Here is a 23,362-nt window from a genome sequence, read left to right on the forward strand (position 1 = left end):
TTTATGCATTTTTATACAAAGGTTTATTATTTTTAATTTTTATATTATTTATGTTACGGTTATATATATACAAAAAAGGCTATTATAGGAGGTTACTCCATGCAACAATATGACTTACAAATACTGCTTAAAGACTATTATCCTTTCGATCTCTTATCGGAAAACCAATTAAATGAAGTGGTTACAAACGCAAGAAGAGTCCAATTTAAAAAAGGTGAGTTTCTATTTCGTGAGGAAGAATCAATTGAAGAATTAGATTTATACTTTTTGGTTAGCGGTCTTTCGAAAAATATATTGCACCAATCGAACGGAAAACAAGTTTCATTAAGATATTATTACCCAGGAGACATTGTTGGATTAATGGTAATGTTTACGAGTGGAGAACTCAATTTTTCTGTTCAGGCATTAGAGGATTGTTCAGTGTTCAAGCTTAGTAAAGCTCATTTTTTCGAAATTATGTTAGTTAATCCTACATTCTCAAAGGTGATTTGGGAAAGTATCGGAGAAAGAATGAAGACATTATACAACGAAATAAAAAGTAATACTGCCAGTGACGAAGATGAGAATATACGCTTGTTAAGTACTAGGGTCAAAACATTTATGGATACTCCCTACTTCATTTCACCTAATGAGCCCATGACACAAGCTGCCAGATTGATGAAGGAACATCAATTAAGCGGTCTAATCGTAAGAGATGTTGGTCAGAAAACGCTTGGAACCTTATCATATATAGATATTTTAAGGTTTATTTCTGAAGGGAATCTAAATGATTTGGTCGAGAATTGGTATAATAAAAGGTTCTTCAAAGTAAATGACGATACTTTCACGTATGAAGCGTTGGCATACTTTAAATACGACTACATACAAATTATTCCAGTATATAACCAAAATAGAATTATTGGTATGGTCACCCCCCGCTCATTTTTGAATTTGAATAACTCAAATTTTCTTGAATTATCTTACAGGGTACTAACAACTAAGAAAATTGAAGAATTAAAAGAGTTAGGTACAAACAGAGATGCTATGTTTCAATCATTCATTAACGAGTTATTGGATAATGAAAGCCTAGCCTACGATGTAACTGAGGTTATTTCAAATCATAATGATACGATTCACCGACAGTTGATTAAACTGACTGAACTTGAGATGAAAGACGAAGGTTATGGAAATCCACCTGTAAATTACTGTTTTATTACGATGGGTAGTCAAGCAAGATCGGAACAGGGTTTCAGTACTGATCAAGATAATGGATTAATTATCGATAACTTTGATCATTTGGAGAACTCTCAGTTCATCCATCATTATTTTCAAACTTTTGCAACTAAGCTGAATGCTTATTTAAATGAGGTTGGTTTCCCAGAATGTACAGGGAAAATTATGGCGAAAGAATTAAAATGGAGAAAATCATTAAATCAGTGGAAAAACGAAATTGCGTCATGGAAAAAAGAATTAGACGCGGAAGAAATTCAAAGTTTTACAATGTTTTATGATTTCAGACCAATTTTTGGAGATTTTTCAATTGCTGAAGAAATCCGGACATTTCTTACTGAGAAAGTAAAAGGCTCAAATCTGTTACAATATATGCTTGTCAAAGATTCTCTTAAATGGAAGATTCCAGTAAGTCCACTAGGTTTAATGAACCTTAATCAAAAGAATAAAAAGATTGATATAAAAAAGATTGGCTTAATACAAATCATAAATACCGTTCGAATATACGCTATAAAATATGGTATTGAAGAGGTAAATACGATAAAAAGACTTCATCGCTTGAAAGAAATTAAAGCGATGCATCCTCGAGATGTTGAAAATGCCAAGACAGCTCTTCATTATCTTCAGCATTATCGGCTTAAGCAGAATATTTTACAGCTATCAAATGGTTTTCCTGTTTCCAATGAAATTAAAATACAAGATTTGTCCAAAGAGGATAAATGGAAACTAAAGGAAGCGATTCAAATTGCTAATAGAATGCAACAGGCTACAAAGATTACCTTGAATCGAACAAGAGGTGTCTAAATGCCAGTAGATATAAAAATATTGGAATACTATTTTTGGAAACAATATACAATTAAACATAAGATCAAAAAAGTTAAGAAACAACTAGCTTTGGAACCAATCGCTGCAAAAATTGACGAATATAATAGGGTATTGATTAACAGTAATGAAGAGGACTTTTCAAAACAAACTTTTACAGTGTTTGATTTAGAAACGACTGGTTTTTTCCCTGAATTAGGAGATGAAATTATTTCTATAGGTGCGGTAAAAATAAAAAATAATAAAGTGATCTATGCAGATACTTTTTATAAATTAGTCAAACCACTTAGTAAGGTATCCAAACTTACAAAACAACTAACCGGTTTAACAAATACTGAGCTCAATCAAAGTAGTTATTTTCCTGAAATTTTATATGACTTTCTAGAATTTAGTGAAGAATCGATTTTGGTCGCTCACCCAGCTACCTTTGATATCCCATTTTTAAGATCATCTATTAAGGCTTGGAACTTACCTTATTTTTCACCTATAAGTATTGACTCTCATTCGTTAGCGAATTCTCTACATCCTTCCCAAAATAATTACTTGGATCACTTAATCAAAAAGTATCATATTAAACAAAGGAAAAGACACCATGCATTAAACGATTCGATTATGACTGCTGAGATTTTCGAAAAGCTATTAGAAGAATGTAAAAAAAACTCATCTTCACTTACAGAACTAATAACCTTAAATAATCTATAAGTTGGATTAGAAGCATCATAACGCTAGGCTGTATTTTAGAATACATTAGCGTTATGATGAAACTTAAAGTAAATTTGCAATATGTTCTTTACTTAATTTACCTTTAATTCCTTCCTTACTCATTATATAGGTGAGTAAATCTTCGTCTGAAATTTTATATGTGCTTTTAATCCCTCTTATTATCGTTGATAAATATTCATCAGAAGGAATTTGATAGCATACCTCCCTAAGATCCCAATAAGATGTAAAAGTAAAAATAGGATGTTGATCTTGTTCACCAAGATAAACGATATGTCCATACCAAGATTTCCTAAAGGTTGAGGATTGTTCCTTTATCACCTCTTCAAGATCCATGTGTATGGAAATCTGATTATTCTCTTGGCACACTAAATCTTTAAATTGTTCATCGGTAATTAAATACATTCTACCCAATGTATTCTCTTCATTATTTATACCGTGTCCAATAAAAGCTACGCCACCGTTATTCCATCTGTCGGCATTTTTTGCAAAGTATAAAGTGTGGGGTATAATAATCTCCTTCTCCATTAAAGGATGTGTTTTATCTCTACATCCAACTTCTTTTTTTGAGGAGCCCGTAGGTGTACCTCCTTCTATGTAACATAAGAAACGGTTTCGATCTAAATTAGAACCGTAACTAGCATACCAGACTAAATTTGATCCACTCATCTTATCACCCTTTCCATTTTCTACATCACATAGTCTATACTACTAAAATATAAATCAATTACATTGGAATATATTGATTGTTTAAAAGAATGACCTCTTCAATTATAATTACCTGTTAGAAAGGAGGTCTCATAATGGCGGAAGTTAAACAATTTGTATTCTTTGATTTTGAAATGCTTTGTTCTGACAAAGGGATGTCATTCTCAAGCATGGAAAGCATTCGATTAGGAGCTGTCAAATATCAGATAGAAACAGAAACAATTGATTATTTCGATTGTTATATTAAACCAATTCACTTCAAAGGGCTTTCTTCCTTTTGTAAAAAACTAACGGGCATTGTAGATGAAGACTTAAAGGAAGCCCAAGATTTCAAGGAAGTATTTGAACAATTTCTTGATTGGATTGGTGGTATTAAGAAAACCCGGTTTTTTTCTTGGTCAAAGAGTGATTTGTCAAGGTTAAAATTAGATGCAGAACTCCATCAAATATCAGGAAATACAATCAAAAAGATTGAAAAAAGATATGTGGATTTTCAAGAAATCTTCACAAAACGTGTTACTAAAACTCAGTATTCAGTTGAAAATGCTTTATTACTATATGGATTAGAGTTTATTGGAGCGAAGCATAATCCGATGTTCGATGCTTATAATACATTGCGAATTTATTTAGCATTTCTTTCTAAACCGATTCAAACTGACTTAGTCATGCTGCGTCAATTTGTTTTTATAGAATTAGATCATGAGTTAACACCAAGTGATGATCTAAACAGTATGTTAAATACAATATTACTAAATGAATTGAGTGTATTTATGTACAACTTATCGGATATCTATACGATGAAAGATTTCAGTAAGGTATTAAGAGCGACTCGCAAGTTAGTTGAGAAGTATGAAAATGTAATATGCAACAGATCTGGTATGTTCTCAAAAAGGAATATTAATTTGATTAGGAGATTAGTAGCGTTTTATCACGAATTATTACTAGCATATCAAGAACATTCAAACCATTCTTCAAAAATTATTATACTATCTGAGCATATTAAACAACCTATTGAATATTTATCATTGAAGCGAGGATGAATTCATCTTCCTTCGTACATATTGTTGCCAATACTAATTCAGTGGTACTTCCTTACAACCCTCAAATCCCCCAACAATTATTCTTCTTCTAAAAAACAAAAAGCCAATAATTAAATGTTGGCTTTGTTGTCTTTATCTCTTGATTAAACTTGGTATGTAGTTATACCCATTTAACAACTTCTTCTATCGGTTTTCTAGTCTTAGGTCTAGGTTCATCTGCTCGGTAACCAAAAGCAACCATCACCGCTACATTTAAGTGTCCGTCTTCTAATAGGTCATACTCTTCAAGTAATGCTGAGACTGCATCATAATCAAAACCTTCAACTGGGCAAGAATCAATTCCTATCTGAGCTGCTGATGTCATCATATTTCCAAGTGCGATATAACATTGCTTACACGACCAATCAAAAGTCGTACGTTCGTTATCAAGTATATTGAAATCAGATTCCTGAAATGTCTTATACCTATCTTGTATTTTGCCAATTAATTCTTCTGGAAATTTCTTAATTCTAACCATATGGTCTTTAATATAATCTGAATCATATTTAACGTCTTTTATCGTTCTAGCTAGGATGATTACAAAGTGACTTGCGGTTGGAAGTTGACCTTGTGCCCCCCATGATATACTTTGTAATTTATCCTTCAACTCCTGATTTTCAATAACTAGAAACTTCCATGGCTCTAAACCAATTGAACTAGGTGATAATCTACCTGTTTCTAAAATAAAAGAAAAGTCATCATCACTGATTTTTTTTTGTGGGTCAAACTGTTTGGTTGCATGTCTAAACCTAAATGCTTCGAGTATTTGTTCCTTTTTCATGGTATTTGAATCCATTTATATCTCTCCATTCTTAAATTACACTAATGAATTATAAGTATGATTAAAATTCATCTATATATAGTAATAACATTTATGGTAAGTTTGATTCAAGAAATGAGCTCTACAACGTCATTCTCGAATTTGTCCTGTTCCATAGATAAAGAATTTTGTAGAAGTGAGTGCGTTTAATCCCATCGGTCCTCTCGCATGTAATTTTTGAGTGCTTATTCCGATCTCTGCACCATACCCAAATTCAAATCCATCTGTGAAACGTGTTGATGCATTATGATAAACCGCTGCAGCATCTATATTTGTTAAAAAGCTGTTCGCATGATCTTTGTTCTCAGTAATAATTGCTTCAGAGTGTCTTGTTCCGAACTTATTAATATGTGTGATTGCTTCACTTAATGATTTAACTATCTTTATACAAATGGTTAAATCTAAATACTCCATATACAAATCATCTTCAGTGGCGATCTTAGCATTTGGATGAAGCTTGACAACATGCTCATCCCCTATTATTTCTACACCATGCTCATCAAGTTGTTGTAAAATTTGTTTCCCATTATTTTCAAACCATCTTTCGTGGATTAATAATGTTTCAACTGCATTGCATACAGACGGTCTTTGAGTTTTTGCATTCAGGACAACATTAGTAGCCATATCTACGTTGGCATTATCATCGATATATATATGACAATTCCCCGCACCTGTTTCTATAACTGGAACAGTTGCTTCTTTTATTACGGTTTCAATTAGATTTTTTCCACCTCTAGGAATTAAAACATCTAGAAATTCATTTAAATGAAAGAAATCCTTCGCTGTCTCTCGACTTGTATCTTCTATAAGTAGAATGGCATCTTGAGGAATATTTGTCTGCTCAAGAGCCTTATGCATAGTGGCGACTAAGATTTTATTAGAATGAATAGCAGAGGAGCTTCCTCTTAAAATCACTGAATTCCCTGTTTTTAATGACAATGTCGCAGCATCAACAGTTACATTCGGCCTTGCTTCATAAATCATGCCAATAACACCAATAGGAACTCGATTTTTATAAATATTTAACCCATTTTCCTTATTAATTACCTCAAGAGTTTCTCCAATAGGATCTTTAAGCTTAATTAACTGAATTATTGCATTAGACATATCTTCAATTCGTTTCTCATTCAGCATGATTCTATCAAGTATACTTTCAGATATCCCTTTTTTTCTACCCTCTTCAAGGTCCTTTTGATTCTGTATAATAATCCTTTCTTTATCAATCAATAATTGTTCTGATATCTTTTTTAGCGCCTTATTTTTTTCATCAGTTGTTACATTTACCAATGAATAGCTTGCTGTTTTTGCCTTTAATCCCTTAATTCTCACTTCACTCATATTGAGCCCCCCATTGTGTAGAAGTTACCCATTTGTCCCGATGGATAACTTCCTTAGAATTTGCTGATTTTATATAATGCGTTCGTTCCCTTATTAGCAGTTCTAATTCGTCTGAAGAATAAAACACTTCACCCTTACCCACCAGGTGACTCTTTGTGTGAACCTCAACAATATCGCCTTTTTGAAAATTGCCTTCTACTTTATAAATACCAGCCGGTAAAAGGCTTTTTCCCTCATGTAAAAGGGCTTCTTGTGCGCCAGAATCAATAAATATACGACCTGAGATCTCTGAGTGAAATGCAATCCATTGCTTATTTGTATTAATAGTTGCGGACTTTTCGGTTGTTATATAGGTGCCATCACCATTTCCATTAATCATATCTAAAAGCTTTTGCTGACCTTTTCCTTTCCCTATGAATACTTTGACACCTAGTGATATGGCTGTTTTCGCTGCAATCATTTTAGAGTACATCCCACCAGTCCCTACCTTAGAACCCACACCGTCTGCGACTTTCAAATGGTCTTCAGTTATCCCGTTTAAATGATTAATCTTTTTTGCTTCAGGGTTAACTTTCGGATTAGCATCGTATAGACCATTTACATCCGTTAAGATAATAAGATAGTCCGCATGAACAAGACCACTCACAAGTGCGGAAAGCATATCGTTATCACCAAACGTTAGTTCTTCAACTGAGACTGTATCGTTCTCATTTATAATAGGTAGGATATTTCGTTCTAAAAGCTCCGTTAACGTGGCAAATGCATTTTTATACCGTTCTCTTTTTGAAAAGTCAGCTCTAGTAAGTAGTACTTGTGCGGGAGTTATATGATAATTAGTAAATCCTTCGATATATGATTGAATGAGTAAACTTTGCCCCACTGCAGCAGCAGCCTGCTTGCCTTTCAGTGTTATTGGTCTAGAAGGATACCCTAATTTTTTAAATCCTGCTGCCACAGCACCAGAAGAAACCAAAATAACTTCATGCCCATTACTTATCAAAGTAGATACAGCGTGAATATGATCTATCATCTTTTGCTGATCAATTTCACCTTTAGAGTTCGTTAAAGAACTACTTCCAATTTTGACTACAACCCTCTTTTTCTCCATTTTCATTCTCCTCATAAGTACATAAAAACTAAATAAAAAAGCCTTTCATCCCTATAAATAAGGACGAAAGGCTCTTGCTTTCCGTGGTACCACCTTAGTTGGATACATATGTATCCCACTCTCCCCCATTTAACGTTGGGTAACGCCTATTATTAGATAGGTCTCAAAGGTAGGTTCAGCGTTTTTATTGTGGTGAAGCCTTTCAGCTAATAGCCTCACTCTCTTTCACATAAAGAATCACTTACTAGTCCTCATCATTGATTTTTGGATTATTTTTTAATAGTATGACGAGAAATAGAGATATTGTCAAGATTATTTCAGCTATTATACCGCTAATAAAAGTCATTTTTTTTCATTAGTTCTATACTTTTGGATAAACTAAGTTCAACATCATGTTTCATGGAGGTATTTATGTCAATCAGAGTCAACGAAAAACAAAGAACGATCTGTCATAGTGAATATGATTCTTTACATCAAGTAATTCTTTGTCAACCACAATACATGTCAATAAGAGATGTTATAAATGATACCCAAAAGCACTTTAAAAATGAAGGAATTCATATTGAAAAAGCGATGCAGCAACATGAAATATTTGTTAAGGCTCTACAGTCTCAAGGAGTAGATGTAGTGCTTCTTCCATCTCTGTCTAAATATCCTGAACAAGTGTTTACTCGGGACATAGGTTTCACCTTAGGGCAAACCATTTTCGTTGCAGAAATGGCAAGTGATATTAGAAAAGGTGAAGAAGATATACTAAAGAAATGGTTGGAGGATGAAGAAATCTCTTACTACAACTTAATCGGGGACAGAGTTGAGGGTGGAGATGTAATCATTGATCAAAAAACCATTTTTATTGGAGAGAGTAATCGCACTAATCGAAATGCAATTGAGCATATACAAAGAATTTTACCTGAATTTGAGGTAGTTGCCGTTCCCTTCACAGAGAGGTATCTACATTTAGATTGTGTGTTCAATATTATTTCAGATCATGAAGCATTATTCTATCCAGAAGCCTTTACTGAAGAAGAGACAAATATATTAAGAAATCGCTATGAATTAATAGAAGTAACAAAAGAGGAACAATTTACACTTGGGACTAATGTTCTTTCAATTGGTGATAAAAAACTATTTAGCCTGCCAGTTAATAAGAAAGTTAATAAAGAACTAGAGAAAAGAGGCTTTGATGTCCTTGAAGTAGATATCACAGAAATTATCAAATCAGGCGGATCGTTTAGATGTTGTACACTTCCTGTTTTGCGATCAAAGTAAAAATAGAGAATGTCCCGTTAGTGTCTTTGAGACTTTTGGGACATTCTTTATTTAAAGATAAGAAAAGCATAAAATTTCGAACTTGGTTTTAGTGTCTAACTCCAGCGCCTAGCCCCTCGGGGTCATAAGTTAAATCACTCCAGAAATCAAGATTTCCTGCGTGATTCACCTTATGCCTGTCAGGGCTGAACGAGGCGCTTGCGCTTTTCTTATTTTATTTTACATCAACAGAAATGGTCCAATCAAAATAATCAGTTACGTCTCCTTTTTGAATGCCAGTTAATGTATCATATAACTTTTTGGCAATCGTACCAGTTTCGCCATTGTTTATCACGATATTTTCACCACGCCACGATAGTTCTCCTACAGGAGAAATAACAGCTGCTGTTCCTGTGCCAAATGCTTCTTCTACTAACCCCTTTGAATAGCTTTCAAAAACTTCTTCAATGGAGATTTTTCTTTCTGATACAGGTATTTCCCAGTATTTCAGTAATTGAAGAACTGAATTACGTGTAACACCTTCTAAAATACTCTCATTTAAAGCCGGTGTAACTACTTCGCCATTAATCTTGAAGAAGATATTCATGCTACCCACTTCTTCAATATACTTCTTTTCTACCCCATCTAACCAAAGTACTTGCGAGAAACCTCTTGATGTTGCTCCTTCTTGAGCTTTTAAGCTTGCCGCATAATTTCCACCAGTCTTCGCTTTACCGGTACCTCCAGAAACAGCCCGAACATATTGATCTTCTACGTAAATCTTAACAGGATTTATACCTTCCTTATAGTAAGAACCAACTGGTGATAAGATAATCATAAATTGATAATGGTTTGATGGAGCTACCCCTAAAAATGCTTCTGTCGGGATAATAAATGGTCTGATATATAAAGAAGTCCCTGGGGCATTAGGAATCCATTCTTTATCAACTTCAAGCAATTTTTTTAAACCACTTAAGACAAGCTCCTCATCAATTGTAGGTATACATAATCGTTGATTTGATAAATTTAAACGTTCTAGATTTTTCTTAGGTCTAAACAACAGAATTCGTCCATCGTTAGCAAGGTATGCCTTTAACCCTTCAAAAACAGTTTGTCCATAGTGAAACACCATTGATGCAGGATCTAATGTAATTGGTTGATATGGCGTAACTTTTGGTTCATGCCAGCCTTTTCCTTCTGAATAACTGACAGTAAACATATGATCAGTAAACACCTTTCCAAAAGATAATTGATCTGGATTAGGTTTTTCTTTTTTGTTGTTACTTAAGTTGATTTCAATTGTTTGTTCAGTCATTTTAGTACTCCTTACCTTTATGTTGTTATTCTTACTATAATACTTCTTTCATGACAAACAAAGAGATATTTTTAAAAATTTATAATTATTCTGTTTATTCACAGGGAATTAGCGGAATTATTCCTTCATTGTACATAATAGGTATAGAATGTCAAAAAAAAACACCAAAGTAAGTGTTTTTTCACCATTTATTTATCATTCATCCAAGAAGTGATTATGAGTTTGAAATATAACGATGAACCGCACGTATGATACCGTTATACCCTGTACATCTACATAGATTCCCGGATAAAGAATCTGTTACTTCATCAATTGTTGGGTGATTATTATCTGTTAACAACGCCTTTAATGCCATTACCATCCCTGGAGAACAGTAACCACATTGAAGAGCACCTTCTTCAAGAAATGCTTTTTGAATGGGATGAAGCTCCTCTTTAGACAAATTTTCTATTGTTTCAATCTCAGAATTATTTATTTGATAAGCCATTAATAAACAAGAATTTACTAATTGTCCATTCATCAATACTGAACAAGCACCACAACGACCTATTTCACATGAAACCTTCGTACCAGTTAGAGATAATTCCTTCCGAAGGATATCTACCAGACGGTATGTTGCTGGAACTTCTAAGCTGTGTTTGTCTCCATTTACAATGAATGATATTGTCATTTTCCCCTCTTTTTGTGTATGGAGATTTTCAATTTCCACTTATACCAACTCCTTCAACATCAGAGAATAGCTGAAATGCTTTTATAGGGTTGATTGAACTCAGTATTTCCTCAGGAGATACAGGTAACTTTGTAGCCCAGTACCCAGTTGCGTCATGAATGGCAGCGACAATAGCAGGTGCTAAAGCAACCGTACCAATTTCTCCAACACCTCTAGGACCTAAATCATCACCCTCCATCAAAGTTTCAATGGCATTTACCTTTGTATTTAGTGGAATATCCTTAATCGTAGGCATTATATAAGTGTCAAAATTTCTAGTTACGTACTTTCCTTCTTCCATCAAAGCATCTTCCATAAGTGTAAATCCTAAAGCCATTATGCCTCCGCCTTCAATTTGACCTAAATACCCCATTGGATTAACAATTGGGCCAGCTGCAATCGTGTGTTCTAGCTCTACTACTTTTATCTTTCCAGTAATCATATCGACCTCAACTTCAACAGCTACTGCACCAAAACTGTACAAATAATGGCCACCTACAACTGGGTCAGGAGTAGTTGGAAAGTCATATCTACTATTTATGATTGGCAACTCATTTAAAAGCTCTCCTAGTTTCTTGTAAGTAATAATTGGCTCGATTAATTCAGTATTTAACTTATTCCAAATCCCTTTTGGTCCTATGGTTAAATCCTCGGGCTTTACACTTAGAATCTTAGCAGCGCCATTTAAAATCTCTTTTTCCCAAGGATCTTTCATTCTCTTAATTCCTTGCCATGCCATATTTGTTGCTCTTGAAGCTGTAGAAGAACCAGAGGGTGGCACTAGTCCTGTATCACCAATGACAATAGAGATATCTTCCTTTTCACACCCTAGTTGCTCAGTTAACATAATTTCGATAGATGACAATAATCCTTGACCTACTTCTTCAAATCCAAAGGCAATTTCAATCTTACCCTCTCTATTTAAAGATAAACGCCCCCCTGAAGGATCTGGCCGCCCAAACCCTAAACCGCCACCATGCATGGTAATTGCAATTCCCGTCCCCTTCGATTTCCATTGACTAGAAGGTGAGTTGTTTCTTTTTAATAAGTAAGAGTTACTTATATCTTCTAAGACTTCCAATGCTCCGTTATTAGGGACAATGCGTTGCCCTAGTGGACCTAAATCGTTCGCATTTCTAATATTCAGTCTTCTAATGTCAATTTGACTCATATTCAACTGTTCAGCGATTCGATCTAATTGTGATTCCAATGCGAATGTTACTTGGTTTCCGCCGAACCCCCGAAATTCTCCTGATACACCATTATTTGTATACACAGATACACCTTCTACATCTACATATTCAATCATATACGGTCCAGTGGAGTGTTCTACAGCAAAGTCTAAAACTGCGGGACCTAATGAAGCATATGCACCAGTATCTGCTACAATCCTAACTTGATGTGCTAGGATTTTACCGTCAGAGAGTACTCCTGTTTTCATTGTAATCTTCATTGGATGTCTCTTAAGACCTGCAACAACTGAATCTTTTCTTTTTTGATGAATTTTGACTGGTTTATTCGTAACTAGTGCTAGTATGGATGCATATGGTTGAACATTTAGTTCGTCTTTCCCACCAAAAGATCCTCCAATTGGACTTGAAATGACCCTGATTTTCTCTTCGTCCATATTTAATACTCGTGAAAGCTGCATTCTATCTTTGAACCCGTGCTGTGTAGCTGCGTAAACAGTTATGGTTCCATCCTCATTAGGAACAACTACACCGCCTTCCGTCTCCATATACCCATGCATTTGTCTTGGTGTATAATAAGTTTCTTCAATTATTTTATAGCAAGAATCAAAAGCTTTTTGAATTTCACAATGATTCGTTGTAGTATATGAGGAACGATGCAAGATATTTCCATCCTGATGAAGTTTCTCGGCTTCATCAGAAAGTGCTTTCTCTGGAGAATCTAATACTGTCAAAGGTTCGTAAACAACCTCAATTAATTTAATAGCTTGGGCCGCAATTTCATCAGAAACAGCTGCAACTGCTGCCAAAGCATCACCTTCATATAAGATCTTCTCATCACAAAATACAGGTTGATCAGGAAATATTAATCCAAAACCGTTAAGCCCTGGTACATCCTTAGCCGTTACAACAGCCTTTACACCAGGTACTTTTTGTGCATGTTCTGTATTAATGGAGATGATCTTTGCGTGTGCATAATTACTTCTTAAGATTTTTCCGTAAAGCATGTCTGGAAAAGACAAATCAGTCAAGTATTTTAATTTCCCGGTAACTTTGTCAACACCGTCTGGTCGTTTATGCCAACGTTCTTTAGCGTATTCTCGATTCAACTCCATTGTACTCACCCTTTCTTTTTTAAGTTGTCTGCAAGAAAAGCTAAAACGATATTTGAAGTAACCCTCTTACGATAGTCTGCTGTAGCAAAAGCATCTGAGTAAGTTTCAACCTCATTGTAAATAAGGTCATATAATTCTTGAACATCTTTTTGTTCTCTTAGTTTATTTTTAATAAAAGACTCACTGAGTTTTAATCTGTGAGCTGAATGGTCTCCGCCACCGATACACAGATTTAATTCCTTGAATACCTTCCCGTCAAAACAACAATGGATTGCAACAGTCACTAATGCCGCTGTAAAAGCTTCTCTTCTTCCTATCTTTCGAAAAAAAGAGATACGATTTTCATTGCTACTTCTGATGGGTAAGATGATATGTGTCAGTACATATTTTAGATTTAGGTTTGGAGAATCTAACCATAATTGAAGAGGTATTGTTTCAAATGTTGTTCCGTTATAGTATTTTAAGTCGGCTTTAAGAGATAGTAACGCAGGAATTGAGTCTCCTTTCCCACTACAGATATTCCCTCCGATTGTTCCTCTATTTCGAACAGACGGAGAAGCTATATGTTTACACGCTTCAACCAAAATGCTAGCATGCTCTTTAAGCAATGGGTCTTTTTCGCAAGTTGCTAGTGTTGAAAGTGCACCGATTTCAAGTCCTTTTTCTGTTGTTTTTATATGTCGAAGTCCTTCTAATAACTCAAGACTAGTTAGTTGCGAAGGAATTGGATTTCCTGTTTCCCAATGAACTTGTAAAAGTGTGCCTCCTGCAATTAATGTTCGATTTGATTCAAATGCATTTAAGTCCCCTAATTCATTTACTGAAGAGGGAAAGTGAATGTCGGGTATTGTCGATAAGATATTAGTATTATTCATACAAATCCTCTCTCTTTCATTGCATTAATTCTTCACTGTTAGATTAGAAAGCGCAAAATTATAATCATGTTCCGTATCAACATCAAGGAATAATTTTTCGTCATTAAATGAAATGATTTTTCCTTTTAACTGACCATTGTTAATCAATGAACGTGCACCTTGATCACCGGTAAGTGTAAATAATTTAGGGAATGAATGCGATAAAAAAATAATTGGCGGCTTTATTATTCCGTTTATAGATGCCGCAATGAAATCTGTCTTCTTCTCTAAAACTTTAACGCTAATAATCTCTTTATACTCACAAAAAAGTTTTTGAATCATTATTGATGAAACGAATGGTTGGTCAGCCAAGAAGATAATAACAGCTTGAGCATTTAAAAAACTTGCTTGCGTTAATCCAGCTTTTAGAGATTCCGATTGACCTAAATTAGAATTGGGTGATGAAATGATTTTCCACTTAAAAGCTAATTCCTCACTTAAAAATGATGGTGATATCCAATTTAGTTTATCTTCAGTTTTCGTTACAATAATGGTGGATTTCAAAGGGGAAGAAAGAATAGTTTGTAGTGCGAAACTACCCAAAGATATGTTACCGAATGGAAGTGATAACTTATGTGTACCCATTCTTGAACTTTTCCCTGCCGCTAAATAAATACCAACAACGCCCCCCTCCCTCATACGTTTGTCATCTCTTTATTTAAAATCTCATTTTTAACGTTAATTAGTTCTGCGAGGATACTAATGGATATTTCGTAAGGGTCTTTAGCCTTGATTGGTATACCAATTGGATAGTGAACCCAAGTTGGAATTTGATAATTTTCCAACAGACGCTCTGACCTAGCAAGTGATCCTAAAATTCCCAAATATCCTAGTTCTCTATTTAAAAGTATTTCAATAAGCTCTTTGTCCTTTTGATAATGATGTGTCATTAAAACCACCAAGTCATTACGACTCGGACTTGTTTCCTGTACTATATTAATTGGGTTTCCTATAATCAGTTTGTTTGCACTTGGAAAATACTCTCTATTGCAATATGCCGATCGCCAATCACAAACAGTGACATTAAAACCAGAAGATGTTGAAAGGTTCACAAGCGGAATAACATCAGCCCCTGCTCCAAAAATATAGAGATTAGGTTTAGGAAGGAAAAATTGATTGAAGTAATAGAAGTGAGTTGATGGGTTATAAGTAAAAGATGTTCTTTCATAACATGAATTTAACTCCGCCATTAGTTTAGAACTTGATCCAAAAGCATCACCATCATCACATATAAATAGATAATCAATTACTGAGAAATCTAAATCCAACTTCTTTATCAATCTAACTTTTTTCCCATTATTTAACTTATATACAGCTCTTGAGAAATTTAGTTTTAATGTTTCATCTAAGCGTTCAACCACTACTCGAATCGAGCCGTTACAACCAACACCTTGCCCCCAAGATACATCATCCTCAGATCTCATATCATAATTACTTGAAAAAGAGATAAAAGCAGGATGTTGCATTTTTATCCGCTCGTATAAATCTGTTTCAAGGCATCCACCACTTAGTAATCCAGTTGAACTTCCATCTTTATTAAAAACCATACATGTTCCTTCTTTTTGATAAGATGAACCCTCTACTTTTACAATCGTTGCTAAGTAGCTAGAATCGGTAGTTGCTATTTGATCTAATACTGAAAATAAATAATTCATAAAAGCCTCCTTTCAAGCTTCTATATTTTTAAAAGGTCTGGTTGCTTATCGACTCACCTCAAGAGTGGATTAGTGACGATGCTCTCTTTAAAAGACGTTTAATGGATTTATTAGACTCATTCAATATAAATTCTTTCTGGATTGTCTTCATTATTCTATTTTCCATCACAATCTTACCGTTAATGATTGTTGTTTCTACATCAGCTCGTGTTGCTGAATATACAACACGTGAAATTGGATCTACATCAACATTTGGATATACATGAAAGTCATTTAAATTCAAGATTGCAATATCAGCCTTTTTCCCGACTTCTAAACTTCCAATCTCGCTTTCTAGTCCCATAGCCTTAGCTCCGCCGATTGTTGCCATTCTTAAGACTTGTCTAGCGTTCATGACAGTCGGTCCATGTAATGGCTTTTGAATAACTGCTGCAAGTCTCATTTCATGAAACATATCTAAATTATTATTGCAAGGTGCACCATCAGCTCCAATGCTTAATTCGATTTCTCTGTTTAATAAATCAGGAATTTCAGCAATACCAGAAGCTAGCTTTAAGTTAGAGCCAGGACAGTGACTTACTTTTACTCCTTTATTCTTAAGAATTTGTTTTTCTTCTTCATCTAGCCATACACAATGAGCTAATATTAAGCGAGGATTAGCTAATCCGATGTGATCTAAATAAACGATGTTCCTCATTCCTCGTTCTCTTTCGACAATTTCAATTTCTCCTAGATTCTCTGAAGCATGAGTGTGTACCTTTACATCGTATTGATATGACAAGTCACGAACCTGTACAAGTAAATCCTCGCTACAAGAAACGACAAATCTTGGACTAAAAGCATACTTAATTCTTCCGTTATCATAATTATTCCATTTTTCTAATAATCTAACACTTTCCTCAATCGAGCTTGTAGTTGTTTCCATCAGTTTCTTTGGTACAGAGTCACCGACATCCATCATAACTTTGCCTGAAAGGGCTCTTATACCAGTTTCTGCAATGGCTTTAAAGGCTGAGTCTGTATGGTGTACTGTCTCCATATCAATTATTGAAGTTGTTCCACTTTGAATCAGTTCTCCTATTCCTAGCATCGCTGAGTAGTAAATTGACTCTTCATCATGTGAAGCTTCAAGTGGCCATATTTTCTTAGCTAGCCAATCCATTAATTCCAAATCATCTGCTTGACCTCTAAAAACAGTTTGGCATAGATGTATATGTGTATGAACAAAGCCTGGAATCACGGTTTTTCCCTTGCCGTTAATAATCTTATCAATATCTAATTCTAATTCTGATATATTAGGTGCTATTTTCGAGATTTTGTCGTCTTCAATTAACAAATCACCATAAATGATTTCATTTCCTTCATTCATCGTAATAATTTCTGCATTTTTTATCAAAATTCTCATGAATAACATCCCCTTTTAAGAAATACAACTGGCAAACATCTTTCGTGTCATAAAATATAACATACAATGTGATTTATATACATATTAAATCTATATCTATTTTTTGTCATTGTAATATATTATGAAATTACAGAATGTTTTTGGTTGTTCTACACAAAAAGAGAACAATATTGCTTCTAATTTACGCTATAACATTTTGACCACCCGCGCAAATGTTACATTTTCTCTCATAGAAAAAGAACGTTGCTTAATGGAAAACCCAAAGCAACGTTCTTTTCGGTAGGCTGTTTTCTTAAAATTAGTTGTTTTCGACATATAATATCGAAATAGTAGTTACAAGCTGACTGAATACACGTAGACTCCTGCAGGACCAGTGGCCAAAGTGAGACCCCACAGGAGCTATGCGACGAGGAGGCTCACTGGTCACCCGCTGGACGCGGAGTGTATTCAGCCTGCGGTTTTAAAAAGCAACAATCTATACGAAAACAGCCTTTCAGTAAGAATAATCATTCGATGGAAACCTTAATATGCTTAAATTGATTAACATCAAAGAGTCCTAAGTCAGTCAATTTTAAATTTGGAATGACTGGTAATGCAAGGAACGATAGCGTTAGGAACGGGTTAAATTTATCAGAAGCACCTATTTCCAACAGAGCAGAATTTATTAAGTCCAATTGTTCATTCACTTCATGAAAGCTATGTTGTGAAAGAATTCCAGAGATGGATAACGGTAGTGATGCAAGTACTTCCCCTTTCTCCACTACAACCAAGCCCCCCTGCATTTTCTTGATTTCTTCTATAGCAAGGAGAAGATCTTCATCATTTTCACCTGCAGCAATTAAATTATGGGAATCATGAGCAATGGTTGTCGCAATAGCACCACTCTTAATTTTTAACCCCTTGACAATTCCTAGACCAATATTGTCTTTAGAAGAATGACGCTCAATCACCACGATTTTTAGGTGATCTTTTTCTGTGGAAGTTTGAAAACACCCTTGACTGGTTATCACCTCTTCAATTAAATGATTCGTAACTAGACTGTTTGGAATGATTTCAATAATATTTGCTTTTTTATTTTTATCTATCTCTAGTGCCAGGTCGTATTTCGTAATTTCACTAACTCGGATGCTTTCTAACAAGGATGTGCAAGGTGTTACATTAGTAACATCTGTTTCAAATAGGTACTTCCCTTTATCTCCAACTAGTTTTCCACCAGAAAATACTTGTTGTATTTCTAACTTTTCTAGATCACTTACAATTAACAAATCTGCATCATAGCCGGGTGCGACTGCCCCCTTTTGGGTTAATCCATAGCATTCCGCTGCATTTAATGAAGCTATTTGAATTGCCGTAATAGGATGTATCCCGTGTTCTATTGCTAATCTTACATGATGATCAATACTCCCTTCATGAATCAGATCATCAATGTGCTTATCATCTGTGCCAAATAGACATCTTCTTGAATTCCTATCTGTTACAATTTCAATTAAGTTGGGTAAATCTTTTGCAACTGAACCTTGTCGGATAATTAAATACATCCCTTTTTTTAATCGGTCTAAAGCCTCAACTGCATTTACTGTTTCATGATCAGTACCAATCCCAACAGCAGCATATATATTGATTGCGTTTGGATTAAGACCAGCACCATGTCCATCAATCTTCTTCCCTTTAACGAGCGCATCATATAGTTTCTGAAGTATTCTTTCGTCTGCATTAGCAACAGATGGAAAATCCATGACTTCACCAAGGCCTAGGATTCTTGGGTTTGAATAAAGTGGTTCTAAATCAGAAGCATTTAGTATAGCTCCTGAGTTTTCAAAAGGAGTTGCAGGTACGCAAGAGGGTAACATCATATAAACATTAAGTGGTAATTTCTCAGAGGAATCTAACATGTATTGAATTCCTTGTACGCCAGAAACATTTGCAATTTCATGAGGGTCAGCTATTACAGTTGTTACTCCGTGTGGTATAACAACCTTAGCAAATTCTTGTGGTGGAACCATCGAAGACTCAATATGAACATGACTGTCAATGAAGGACGGGCATACATAATTGTTTTGAGCATCAATTATTTCTAAGCCCTCATAATCACCTACACCAACAATTACTCCACCGGTTATGGCAATATCTAATTGATAGATTTGATGATTAAACACATCTACAATTCTCCCGTTTTTAATAACTAAATCTGCTTTTTTCCGTTTAGATGCTACTTCGATTCTTTCTTTTATCTGTTCTATCGATACAGTCATACGATCCCTCCTAGGAATTCTTCTGTCATATTCGTTTAACAGAAAATAATTTTTTTTAACAATATAATAAAACTCCCAATTTTTCAACTAATTTTCTAATTATTCTAGCAAAATAAAAAAGCTATCCGGAGGATTAGCCTTAACGTTTAGAAAAACTTCTCTTTAATTCATTATATTTTTTTATAAAGTCTGTTGGATCACTATCCAATTGATAGGAGAATAACCCTTGATTTGTATGTAAATAGAGAACACCGAAATTTGTAGAACTAGATTTATAAGAGATATCTAAAACATTAGTAAGAGCGAATTGTTTATTAACTGTTTTTATCATATTTTCATATAAATAGATAACTTCCCTATTTTCTTTATTTATTTGACGGTTCTTTTCGATGTATCTTTCCATAACTATATAAGTTTGTTTTGAAATTTCTGTCATTGTTTCCCCCCTAATTAAATGAAGACTGATCTCAAAGATCAGCCTCCTTTTATTTTATCCGTCAATCATATCAAAGTCAAAATCACTTAAAGAATCCATATGTGTTGCTATTAAAGCAATAATTGTACTTGCTTCTTCTTTGCTGAAAATGAAATTTGATTCATCCTCAATTAGATCTTCATCTGTAGTTACAACTCGGTTAACACGTCTGAGGACACCATCACCTGTTTCTTGAACAATTCCAAACTGATATGTGACCTCAACTTCATCCTCATGACTATATGCTGTAACTTCAGGAGTTGTCCACTCCACATCTATTTCTTGATAAACTTCTGTTTCATTTTCTGAATCATCATCAGCTAAGTATAGATCATCGTCGTCTTCCGTCGTTTCTAGATAATACTCATACTCTTCATCATCTTCGTCATCATTCATATACTCGTGGAAGCTCTCATGTACGCAATCAACTATGTCCTCTATATCTAAAAGGATTGCTCTTGACTCTTGTTGTAAATCAAGGTCATAAGATTCAACATAAAATTCTTCATTATGTGGATCGAAAAAGAGGCTACAAAAATAGTCTCGTTCACCATCATCTGTTGTTTCAACAAAGAATTCTATTCTCGGATGTTTTGCACCGCGATCAATGGACATGTGTCCGACTTGATCATATTTATCACAAATTGACTCTAAATGATCTTGAAGTTCTCCGCTTACTCGGTCAAACCATTCTAATGACATAACATCCCTTCCTTTCGGTGTATTCGATTTTATTATCTCCTAAATCCTTTTTTTTAATTTAAAATCTTTTTTTTATTAATATCAGTTAAACATATCTTCCACATATTCATACACTAATATAAATTTCGCAAATACAACTTTGCCCGACAAGGAGTGTTACGATGGCAAATTTCGATAATCAACCAATCCAACCTAAGTTATATAAACAGAGTTTAAGTCAGGATGTTCGTTCAAATCAAAGCACTTATCATTTAAATTATTTAAATGAACTTTGGAGAAAACAACAACATTTAAATAAAGAATTAACTATAGGTCTTAGAGATATTAATCTGACAGTGAGCGATTCAAAAAAAGAACAAATTGAATATTTAGAGGAACTAACAGATAAACTACTCAAACAAGAAGAGTTTATTGTTCCATTATTAGAAAAGATTCAAAAACAAGACGAAAATTACGAAAATATTCTTGTTCGATTAGAAAAAGTAAATGAATTTAATTCAAGCTTAGAGAAAAGTCTTGATCAAGAAGGATTAATTAATCAAGCAATTATCGATCAACTGACATATCAAGATCAATATTCACAATCAATCACAAGTAAACTTGATCATTTTGGTGAACAAAATACTACATTGATGGATCAGTTAAATCAACAGGAGAAGCAGTACCAATTATTAAACGAGAAACTTGAGCTACAAGAAGCTTTTCACAAAACGATTATGGAAAGAATGGATCAGCAAGAAGCACTAACCCAGAAAGTATCAAGGCAACTTGATCATTTGAAATCAATTGTTTATGAAAGAGCTGCACTACTTCTTGAAAAGGTGGAAAGCAATTTTAAGCTAACTTCTAGTTTTATTTATGGTATCTTTTCAAAACCTAACTTTGTACAACGACTAACTATAAATAATAAAGAGAAAAAAGAAAAAGAAGAAATTAAATAAAATTGATCTAAGGCTAAGCTCATCATCTGAGTTTAGCTTTTTTGATGTAAAAGTTACAATTTCTTGTACATATGACCCTTTTTAAGCTTTCTGTCTTATTACTGTGATTAAGGTCACAACAGCTTTTATTAAATGATGTGATATTTAGGTTATAGTTTTTTAAAGATTAATAACGATGGAGGAATATTAGATGGCTCGTATTACAAAATGGAATCCTGAAGATCCTCATTTTTGGGAAACAGAAGGAAAAAAACATGCTAGAAGAAACTTATGGATTTCAGTTCCTTCTCTAATGCTTGCATTTATTGTTTGGCAAATCTGGTCAGTGGTAGCCGTGAGATTAAATGACATAGGCTTTCAGTTTACACCAGAACAATTATTTACATTAGCAGCCATTCCCGGACTTGTTGGTGCGACATTGCGATTTGTTTATACATTTGGAGTAGGAAAATTCGGTGGAAGAAACTGGACAGTTTTCGCAACAGGTGTTCTTGTATTTCCGGCGGTAGGAATTGGAATGGCCGTACAGAATCCTGATACTCCATATTCAGTTATGCTCTTACTAGCAGCTCTTTGTGGACTTGGTGGTGGGAATTTCTGTTCTTCTTCTTCTAATATCAGTTTCTTTTTTCCGAAGAAAGAAAAAGGGACCGGTCTTGGAATTAATGGTGGGTTAGGAAATATGGGTGTTTCAGTTGTACAATTTGTTACACCGTTAATCATCACAACAGGTACCTTTGCGTTTGTAAGTGGTGAAGGACAAATCCTTCCAGATGGTAGTCAAATCTGGTTACAAAACGCAGCATTTATTTGGGTAATCCCTATACTAGTTATGACAGTTATCGCATACTTTGGAATGGATAACCTCCCAAATAGTAAACAATCTGTATCTGAACAATTTGTAATTGTTAAGAGAAAACACACTTGGATCATGACCGTTTTATATGTGGCAACATTCGGCTCATTTATCGGTTACTCTGCTGCTTTTCCATTACTACTTAAATCTTTATTTCCACAGTATGTACCAATCGCTTTCCTTGGTGCATTCTTAGCAGCAGCATTCAGACCTGTGGGTGGTTGGATATCCGATAAATTCGGTGGTGAAAGAGTCACAGCCATTGTGTTCGTAGTGATGGGAATTGGTGCCCTGTCAGTCATCTATTTTACACTTCAACAACAATTCGCAGGTTTTATTATTTCATTTATGATTTTATTTTTAGCTGCTGGTATAGGTTCAGGATCTACATTCCAAATGATTCCTTTCATTTTCCCAGCCAAAGAAGCTGCACCAGTTCTTGGTTTTACTGCTGCATTCGCGGCTTACGGTTCTTTCCTAATTCCCAAATTACTGGGTTGGTCAGCAGAAAATACAGGTAGTCCAATCAACGCATTGTATTTCTTTATTGGATTTTATATCATCTCATTTATCTTAAATTGGTATTATTATCAAAGTAAAAAAGCTGAAGTCACTGAATTCAAGTCCAACAATAAAGTAGCTTAAAAGGAAAAGGCAGACATTCTTCTGCCTTTTTCTTTTGTTTTTCTATAAATTTATTATATTCAAAATTCATTTAATCATTTATAATAGTAAATATTTAGCTTTACGAAATATTAATTTTAGGAAGGAAGTACGCTTA

20 protein-coding genes and 1 other annotated feature are annotated in these 23,362 nt (G+C 34.4%); of the genes, 6 read left to right on the forward strand and 14 right to left on the reverse strand.

What is annotated here, in order from left to right; genetic code table 11:
• The first annotated feature begins 99 nt into the window (after positions 1-99).
• Positions 100-2,013 carry a DUF294 nucleotidyltransferase-like domain-containing protein gene (locus BLQ56_RS08655; protein ID WP_090852355.1) on the forward strand — a complete coding sequence of 638 codons (1,914 nt, stop codon included), beginning with the start codon at positions 100-102 and terminating at the stop codon, positions 2,011-2,013.
• The gene (locus BLQ56_RS08660; protein ID WP_090852358.1) at positions 2,014-2,733 is read left to right on the forward strand and encodes a 3'-5' exonuclease; all 720 of its coding nucleotides are present in this window, start codon (positions 2,014-2,016) and stop codon (positions 2,731-2,733) included. It abuts the gene before it with no gap.
• A 63-nt stretch (positions 2,734-2,796) separates the two neighbouring features.
• Here BLQ56_RS08660 and BLQ56_RS08665 read toward each other — a convergent pair whose 3' ends face one another.
• A complete protein-coding gene (locus BLQ56_RS08665; protein WP_090852361.1) occupies positions 2,797-3,420 on the reverse strand; it encodes a hypothetical protein in 624 nt (207 codons plus the stop codon).
• Between the two features lie 134 nt (positions 3,421-3,554).
• Between BLQ56_RS08665 and BLQ56_RS08670 the strand changes: the two genes are divergently transcribed.
• Entirely contained in the window at positions 3,555-4,499 is a 945-nt protein-coding gene (locus tag BLQ56_RS08670) for a 3'-5' exonuclease (protein WP_090852364.1), read from the forward strand.
• A gap of 160 nt (positions 4,500-4,659) precedes the next feature.
• Here BLQ56_RS08670 and BLQ56_RS08675 read toward each other — a convergent pair whose 3' ends face one another.
• From BLQ56_RS08675 to proB, 3 genes are all read right to left on the reverse strand, one after another.
• On the reverse strand, positions 4,660-5,334 hold the full coding sequence (locus BLQ56_RS08675) for an NAD(P)H-dependent oxidoreductase (protein ID WP_090852368.1): 675 nt from the start codon (positions 5,332-5,334) through the stop codon (positions 4,660-4,662).
• Between the two features lie 114 nt (positions 5,335-5,448).
• On the reverse strand, positions 5,449-6,696 hold the full coding sequence (locus BLQ56_RS08680) for a glutamate-5-semialdehyde dehydrogenase (RefSeq protein WP_090852371.1): 1,248 nt from the start codon (positions 6,694-6,696) through the stop codon (positions 5,449-5,451).
• The gene (gene proB, locus BLQ56_RS08685; protein ID WP_090852374.1) at positions 6,689-7,804 is read right to left on the reverse strand and encodes a glutamate 5-kinase; all 1,116 of its coding nucleotides are present in this window, start codon (positions 7,802-7,804) and stop codon (positions 6,689-6,691) included. The genes BLQ56_RS08680 and proB overlap by 8 nt, the downstream gene beginning before the upstream one ends.
• A 56-nt stretch (positions 7,805-7,860) precedes the next feature.
• Positions 7,861-8,071, reverse strand: a binding site (T-box leader).
• Between the two features lie 144 nt (positions 8,072-8,215).
• Here proB and BLQ56_RS08690 point away from each other — a divergent pair.
• Complete coding sequence (locus BLQ56_RS08690) at positions 8,216-9,073, forward strand: dimethylarginine dimethylaminohydrolase family protein (RefSeq protein WP_090852378.1); 858 nt, start codon at positions 8,216-8,218, stop codon at positions 9,071-9,073.
• A gap of 214 nt (positions 9,074-9,287) precedes the next feature.
• On the opposite strand, the gene BLQ56_RS08695 is transcribed toward BLQ56_RS08690, so the two are convergent.
• The 10 genes from BLQ56_RS08695 to BLQ56_RS08740 all read right to left on the reverse strand — a co-directional run bounded on the left by BLQ56_RS08695 (position 9,288) and on the right by BLQ56_RS08740 (position 20,784).
• A complete protein-coding gene (locus BLQ56_RS08695; RefSeq protein ID WP_090852381.1) occupies positions 9,288-10,367 on the reverse strand; it encodes a branched-chain amino acid aminotransferase in 1,080 nt (359 codons plus the stop codon).
• Positions 10,368-10,581: 214 nt separating this feature from the next.
• Positions 10,582-11,037, reverse strand: a complete 456-nt coding sequence (locus BLQ56_RS08700) for a (2Fe-2S)-binding protein (protein ID WP_090852963.1) — start codon at positions 11,035-11,037, stop codon at positions 10,582-10,584.
• Positions 11,038-11,065: 28 nt separating this feature from the next.
• The gene (gene pucD, locus BLQ56_RS08705) at positions 11,066-13,381 is read right to left on the reverse strand and encodes a xanthine dehydrogenase subunit D (RefSeq protein WP_090852384.1); all 2,316 of its coding nucleotides are present in this window, start codon (positions 13,379-13,381) and stop codon (positions 11,066-11,068) included.
• A gap of 5 nt (positions 13,382-13,386) precedes the next feature.
• Positions 13,387-14,256, reverse strand: a complete 870-nt coding sequence (locus BLQ56_RS08710) for an FAD binding domain-containing protein (RefSeq protein ID WP_090852387.1) — start codon at positions 14,254-14,256, stop codon at positions 13,387-13,389.
• A gap of 24 nt (positions 14,257-14,280) precedes the next feature.
• Complete coding sequence (locus BLQ56_RS08715; RefSeq protein WP_090852389.1) at positions 14,281-14,934, reverse strand: nucleotidyltransferase family protein; 654 nt, start codon at positions 14,932-14,934, stop codon at positions 14,281-14,283.
• Positions 14,931-15,950 carry an XdhC family protein gene (locus BLQ56_RS08720; protein ID WP_090852393.1) on the reverse strand — a complete coding sequence of 340 codons (1,020 nt, stop codon included), beginning with the start codon at positions 15,948-15,950 and terminating at the stop codon, positions 14,931-14,933. Before BLQ56_RS08720 ends, BLQ56_RS08715 begins: the two co-directional genes overlap by 4 nt.
• A 58-nt stretch (positions 15,951-16,008) precedes the next feature.
• A complete protein-coding gene (locus BLQ56_RS08725) occupies positions 16,009-17,355 on the reverse strand; it encodes a 5'-deoxyadenosine deaminase (protein WP_090852396.1) in 1,347 nt (448 codons plus the stop codon).
• 506 nt (positions 17,356-17,861) lie between these two features.
• Positions 17,862-19,607, reverse strand: coding sequence for an adenine deaminase (gene ade / locus BLQ56_RS08730; RefSeq protein WP_090852399.1), 1,746 nt, complete (start codon positions 19,605-19,607; stop codon positions 17,862-17,864).
• Positions 19,608-19,746: 139 nt separating this feature from the next.
• Entirely contained in the window at positions 19,747-20,043 is a 297-nt protein-coding gene (locus BLQ56_RS08735) for a hypothetical protein (RefSeq protein ID WP_090852402.1), read from the reverse strand.
• Between the two features lie 54 nt (positions 20,044-20,097).
• Positions 20,098-20,784 carry a hypothetical protein gene (locus BLQ56_RS08740; protein ID WP_090852405.1) on the reverse strand — a complete coding sequence of 229 codons (687 nt, stop codon included), beginning with the start codon at positions 20,782-20,784 and terminating at the stop codon, positions 20,098-20,100.
• A 161-nt stretch (positions 20,785-20,945) separates the two neighbouring features.
• Here BLQ56_RS08740 and BLQ56_RS08745 point away from each other — a divergent pair, with 161 nt between their 5' ends.
• A complete protein-coding gene (locus tag BLQ56_RS08745) occupies positions 20,946-21,725 on the forward strand; it encodes a coiled-coil domain-containing protein (RefSeq protein WP_090852407.1) in 780 nt (259 codons plus the stop codon).
• A 190-nt stretch (positions 21,726-21,915) separates the two neighbouring features.
• Complete coding sequence (locus BLQ56_RS08750; RefSeq protein ID WP_090852410.1) at positions 21,916-23,226, forward strand: MFS transporter; 1,311 nt, start codon at positions 21,916-21,918, stop codon at positions 23,224-23,226.
• Positions 23,227-23,362 lie beyond the last annotated feature (136 nt).

Origin of the sequence: Litchfieldia salsa, from assembly GCF_900104555.1 — a bacterium.
GTDB classification, from domain to species: domain Bacteria; phylum Bacillota; class Bacilli; order Bacillales; family Bacillaceae_L; genus Litchfieldia; species Litchfieldia salsa.

Excerpts from the sequence above, each read along its gene's own strand:
- BLQ56_RS08655 (WP_090852355.1), top strand. The coding sequence starts at position 100 with ATGCAACAATATGACTTACAAATACTGCTTAAAGACTATTATCCTTTC.
- BLQ56_RS08660 (WP_090852358.1), top strand. The coding sequence starts at position 2,014 with ATGCCAGTAGATATAAAAATATTGGAATACTATTTTTGGAAACAATAT.
- BLQ56_RS08665 (WP_090852361.1), bottom strand. The coding sequence starts at position 3,420 with ATGAGTGGATCAAATTTAGTCTGGTATGCTAGTTACGGTTCTAATTTA.
- BLQ56_RS08670 (WP_090852364.1), top strand. The coding sequence starts at position 3,555 with ATGGCGGAAGTTAAACAATTTGTATTCTTTGATTTTGAAATGCTTTGT.
- BLQ56_RS08675 (WP_090852368.1), bottom strand. The coding sequence starts at position 5,334 with ATGGATTCAAATACCATGAAAAAGGAACAAATACTCGAAGCATTTAGG.
- BLQ56_RS08680 (WP_090852371.1), bottom strand. The coding sequence starts at position 6,696 with ATGAGTGAAGTGAGAATTAAGGGATTAAAGGCAAAAACAGCAAGCTAT.
- proB (WP_090852374.1), bottom strand. The coding sequence starts at position 7,804 with ATGGAGAAAAAGAGGGTTGTAGTCAAAATTGGAAGTAGTTCTTTAACG.
- BLQ56_RS08690 (WP_090852378.1), top strand. The coding sequence starts at position 8,216 with ATGTCAATCAGAGTCAACGAAAAACAAAGAACGATCTGTCATAGTGAA.
- BLQ56_RS08695 (WP_090852381.1), bottom strand. The coding sequence starts at position 10,367 with ATGACTGAACAAACAATTGAAATCAACTTAAGTAACAACAAAAAAGAA.
- BLQ56_RS08700 (WP_090852963.1), bottom strand. The coding sequence starts at position 11,037 with ATGACAATATCATTCATTGTAAATGGAGACAAACACAGCTTAGAAGTT.
- pucD (WP_090852384.1), bottom strand. The coding sequence starts at position 13,381 with ATGGAGTTGAATCGAGAATACGCTAAAGAACGTTGGCATAAACGACCA.
- BLQ56_RS08710 (WP_090852387.1), bottom strand. The coding sequence starts at position 14,256 with ATGAATAATACTAATATCTTATCGACAATACCCGACATTCACTTTCCC.
- BLQ56_RS08715 (WP_090852389.1), bottom strand. The coding sequence starts at position 14,934 with ATGAGGGAGGGGGGCGTTGTTGGTATTTATTTAGCGGCAGGGAAAAGT.
- BLQ56_RS08720 (WP_090852393.1), bottom strand. The coding sequence starts at position 15,950 with ATGAATTATTTATTTTCAGTATTAGATCAAATAGCAACTACCGATTCT.
- BLQ56_RS08725 (WP_090852396.1), bottom strand. The coding sequence starts at position 17,355 with ATGAGAATTTTGATAAAAAATGCAGAAATTATTACGATGAATGAAGGA.
- ade (WP_090852399.1), bottom strand. The coding sequence starts at position 19,607 with ATGACTGTATCGATAGAACAGATAAAAGAAAGAATCGAAGTAGCATCT.
- BLQ56_RS08735 (WP_090852402.1), bottom strand. The coding sequence starts at position 20,043 with ATGACAGAAATTTCAAAACAAACTTATATAGTTATGGAAAGATACATC.
- BLQ56_RS08740 (WP_090852405.1), bottom strand. The coding sequence starts at position 20,784 with ATGTCATTAGAATGGTTTGACCGAGTAAGCGGAGAACTTCAAGATCAT.
- BLQ56_RS08745 (WP_090852407.1), top strand. The coding sequence starts at position 20,946 with ATGGCAAATTTCGATAATCAACCAATCCAACCTAAGTTATATAAACAG.
- BLQ56_RS08750 (WP_090852410.1), top strand. The coding sequence starts at position 21,916 with ATGGCTCGTATTACAAAATGGAATCCTGAAGATCCTCATTTTTGGGAA.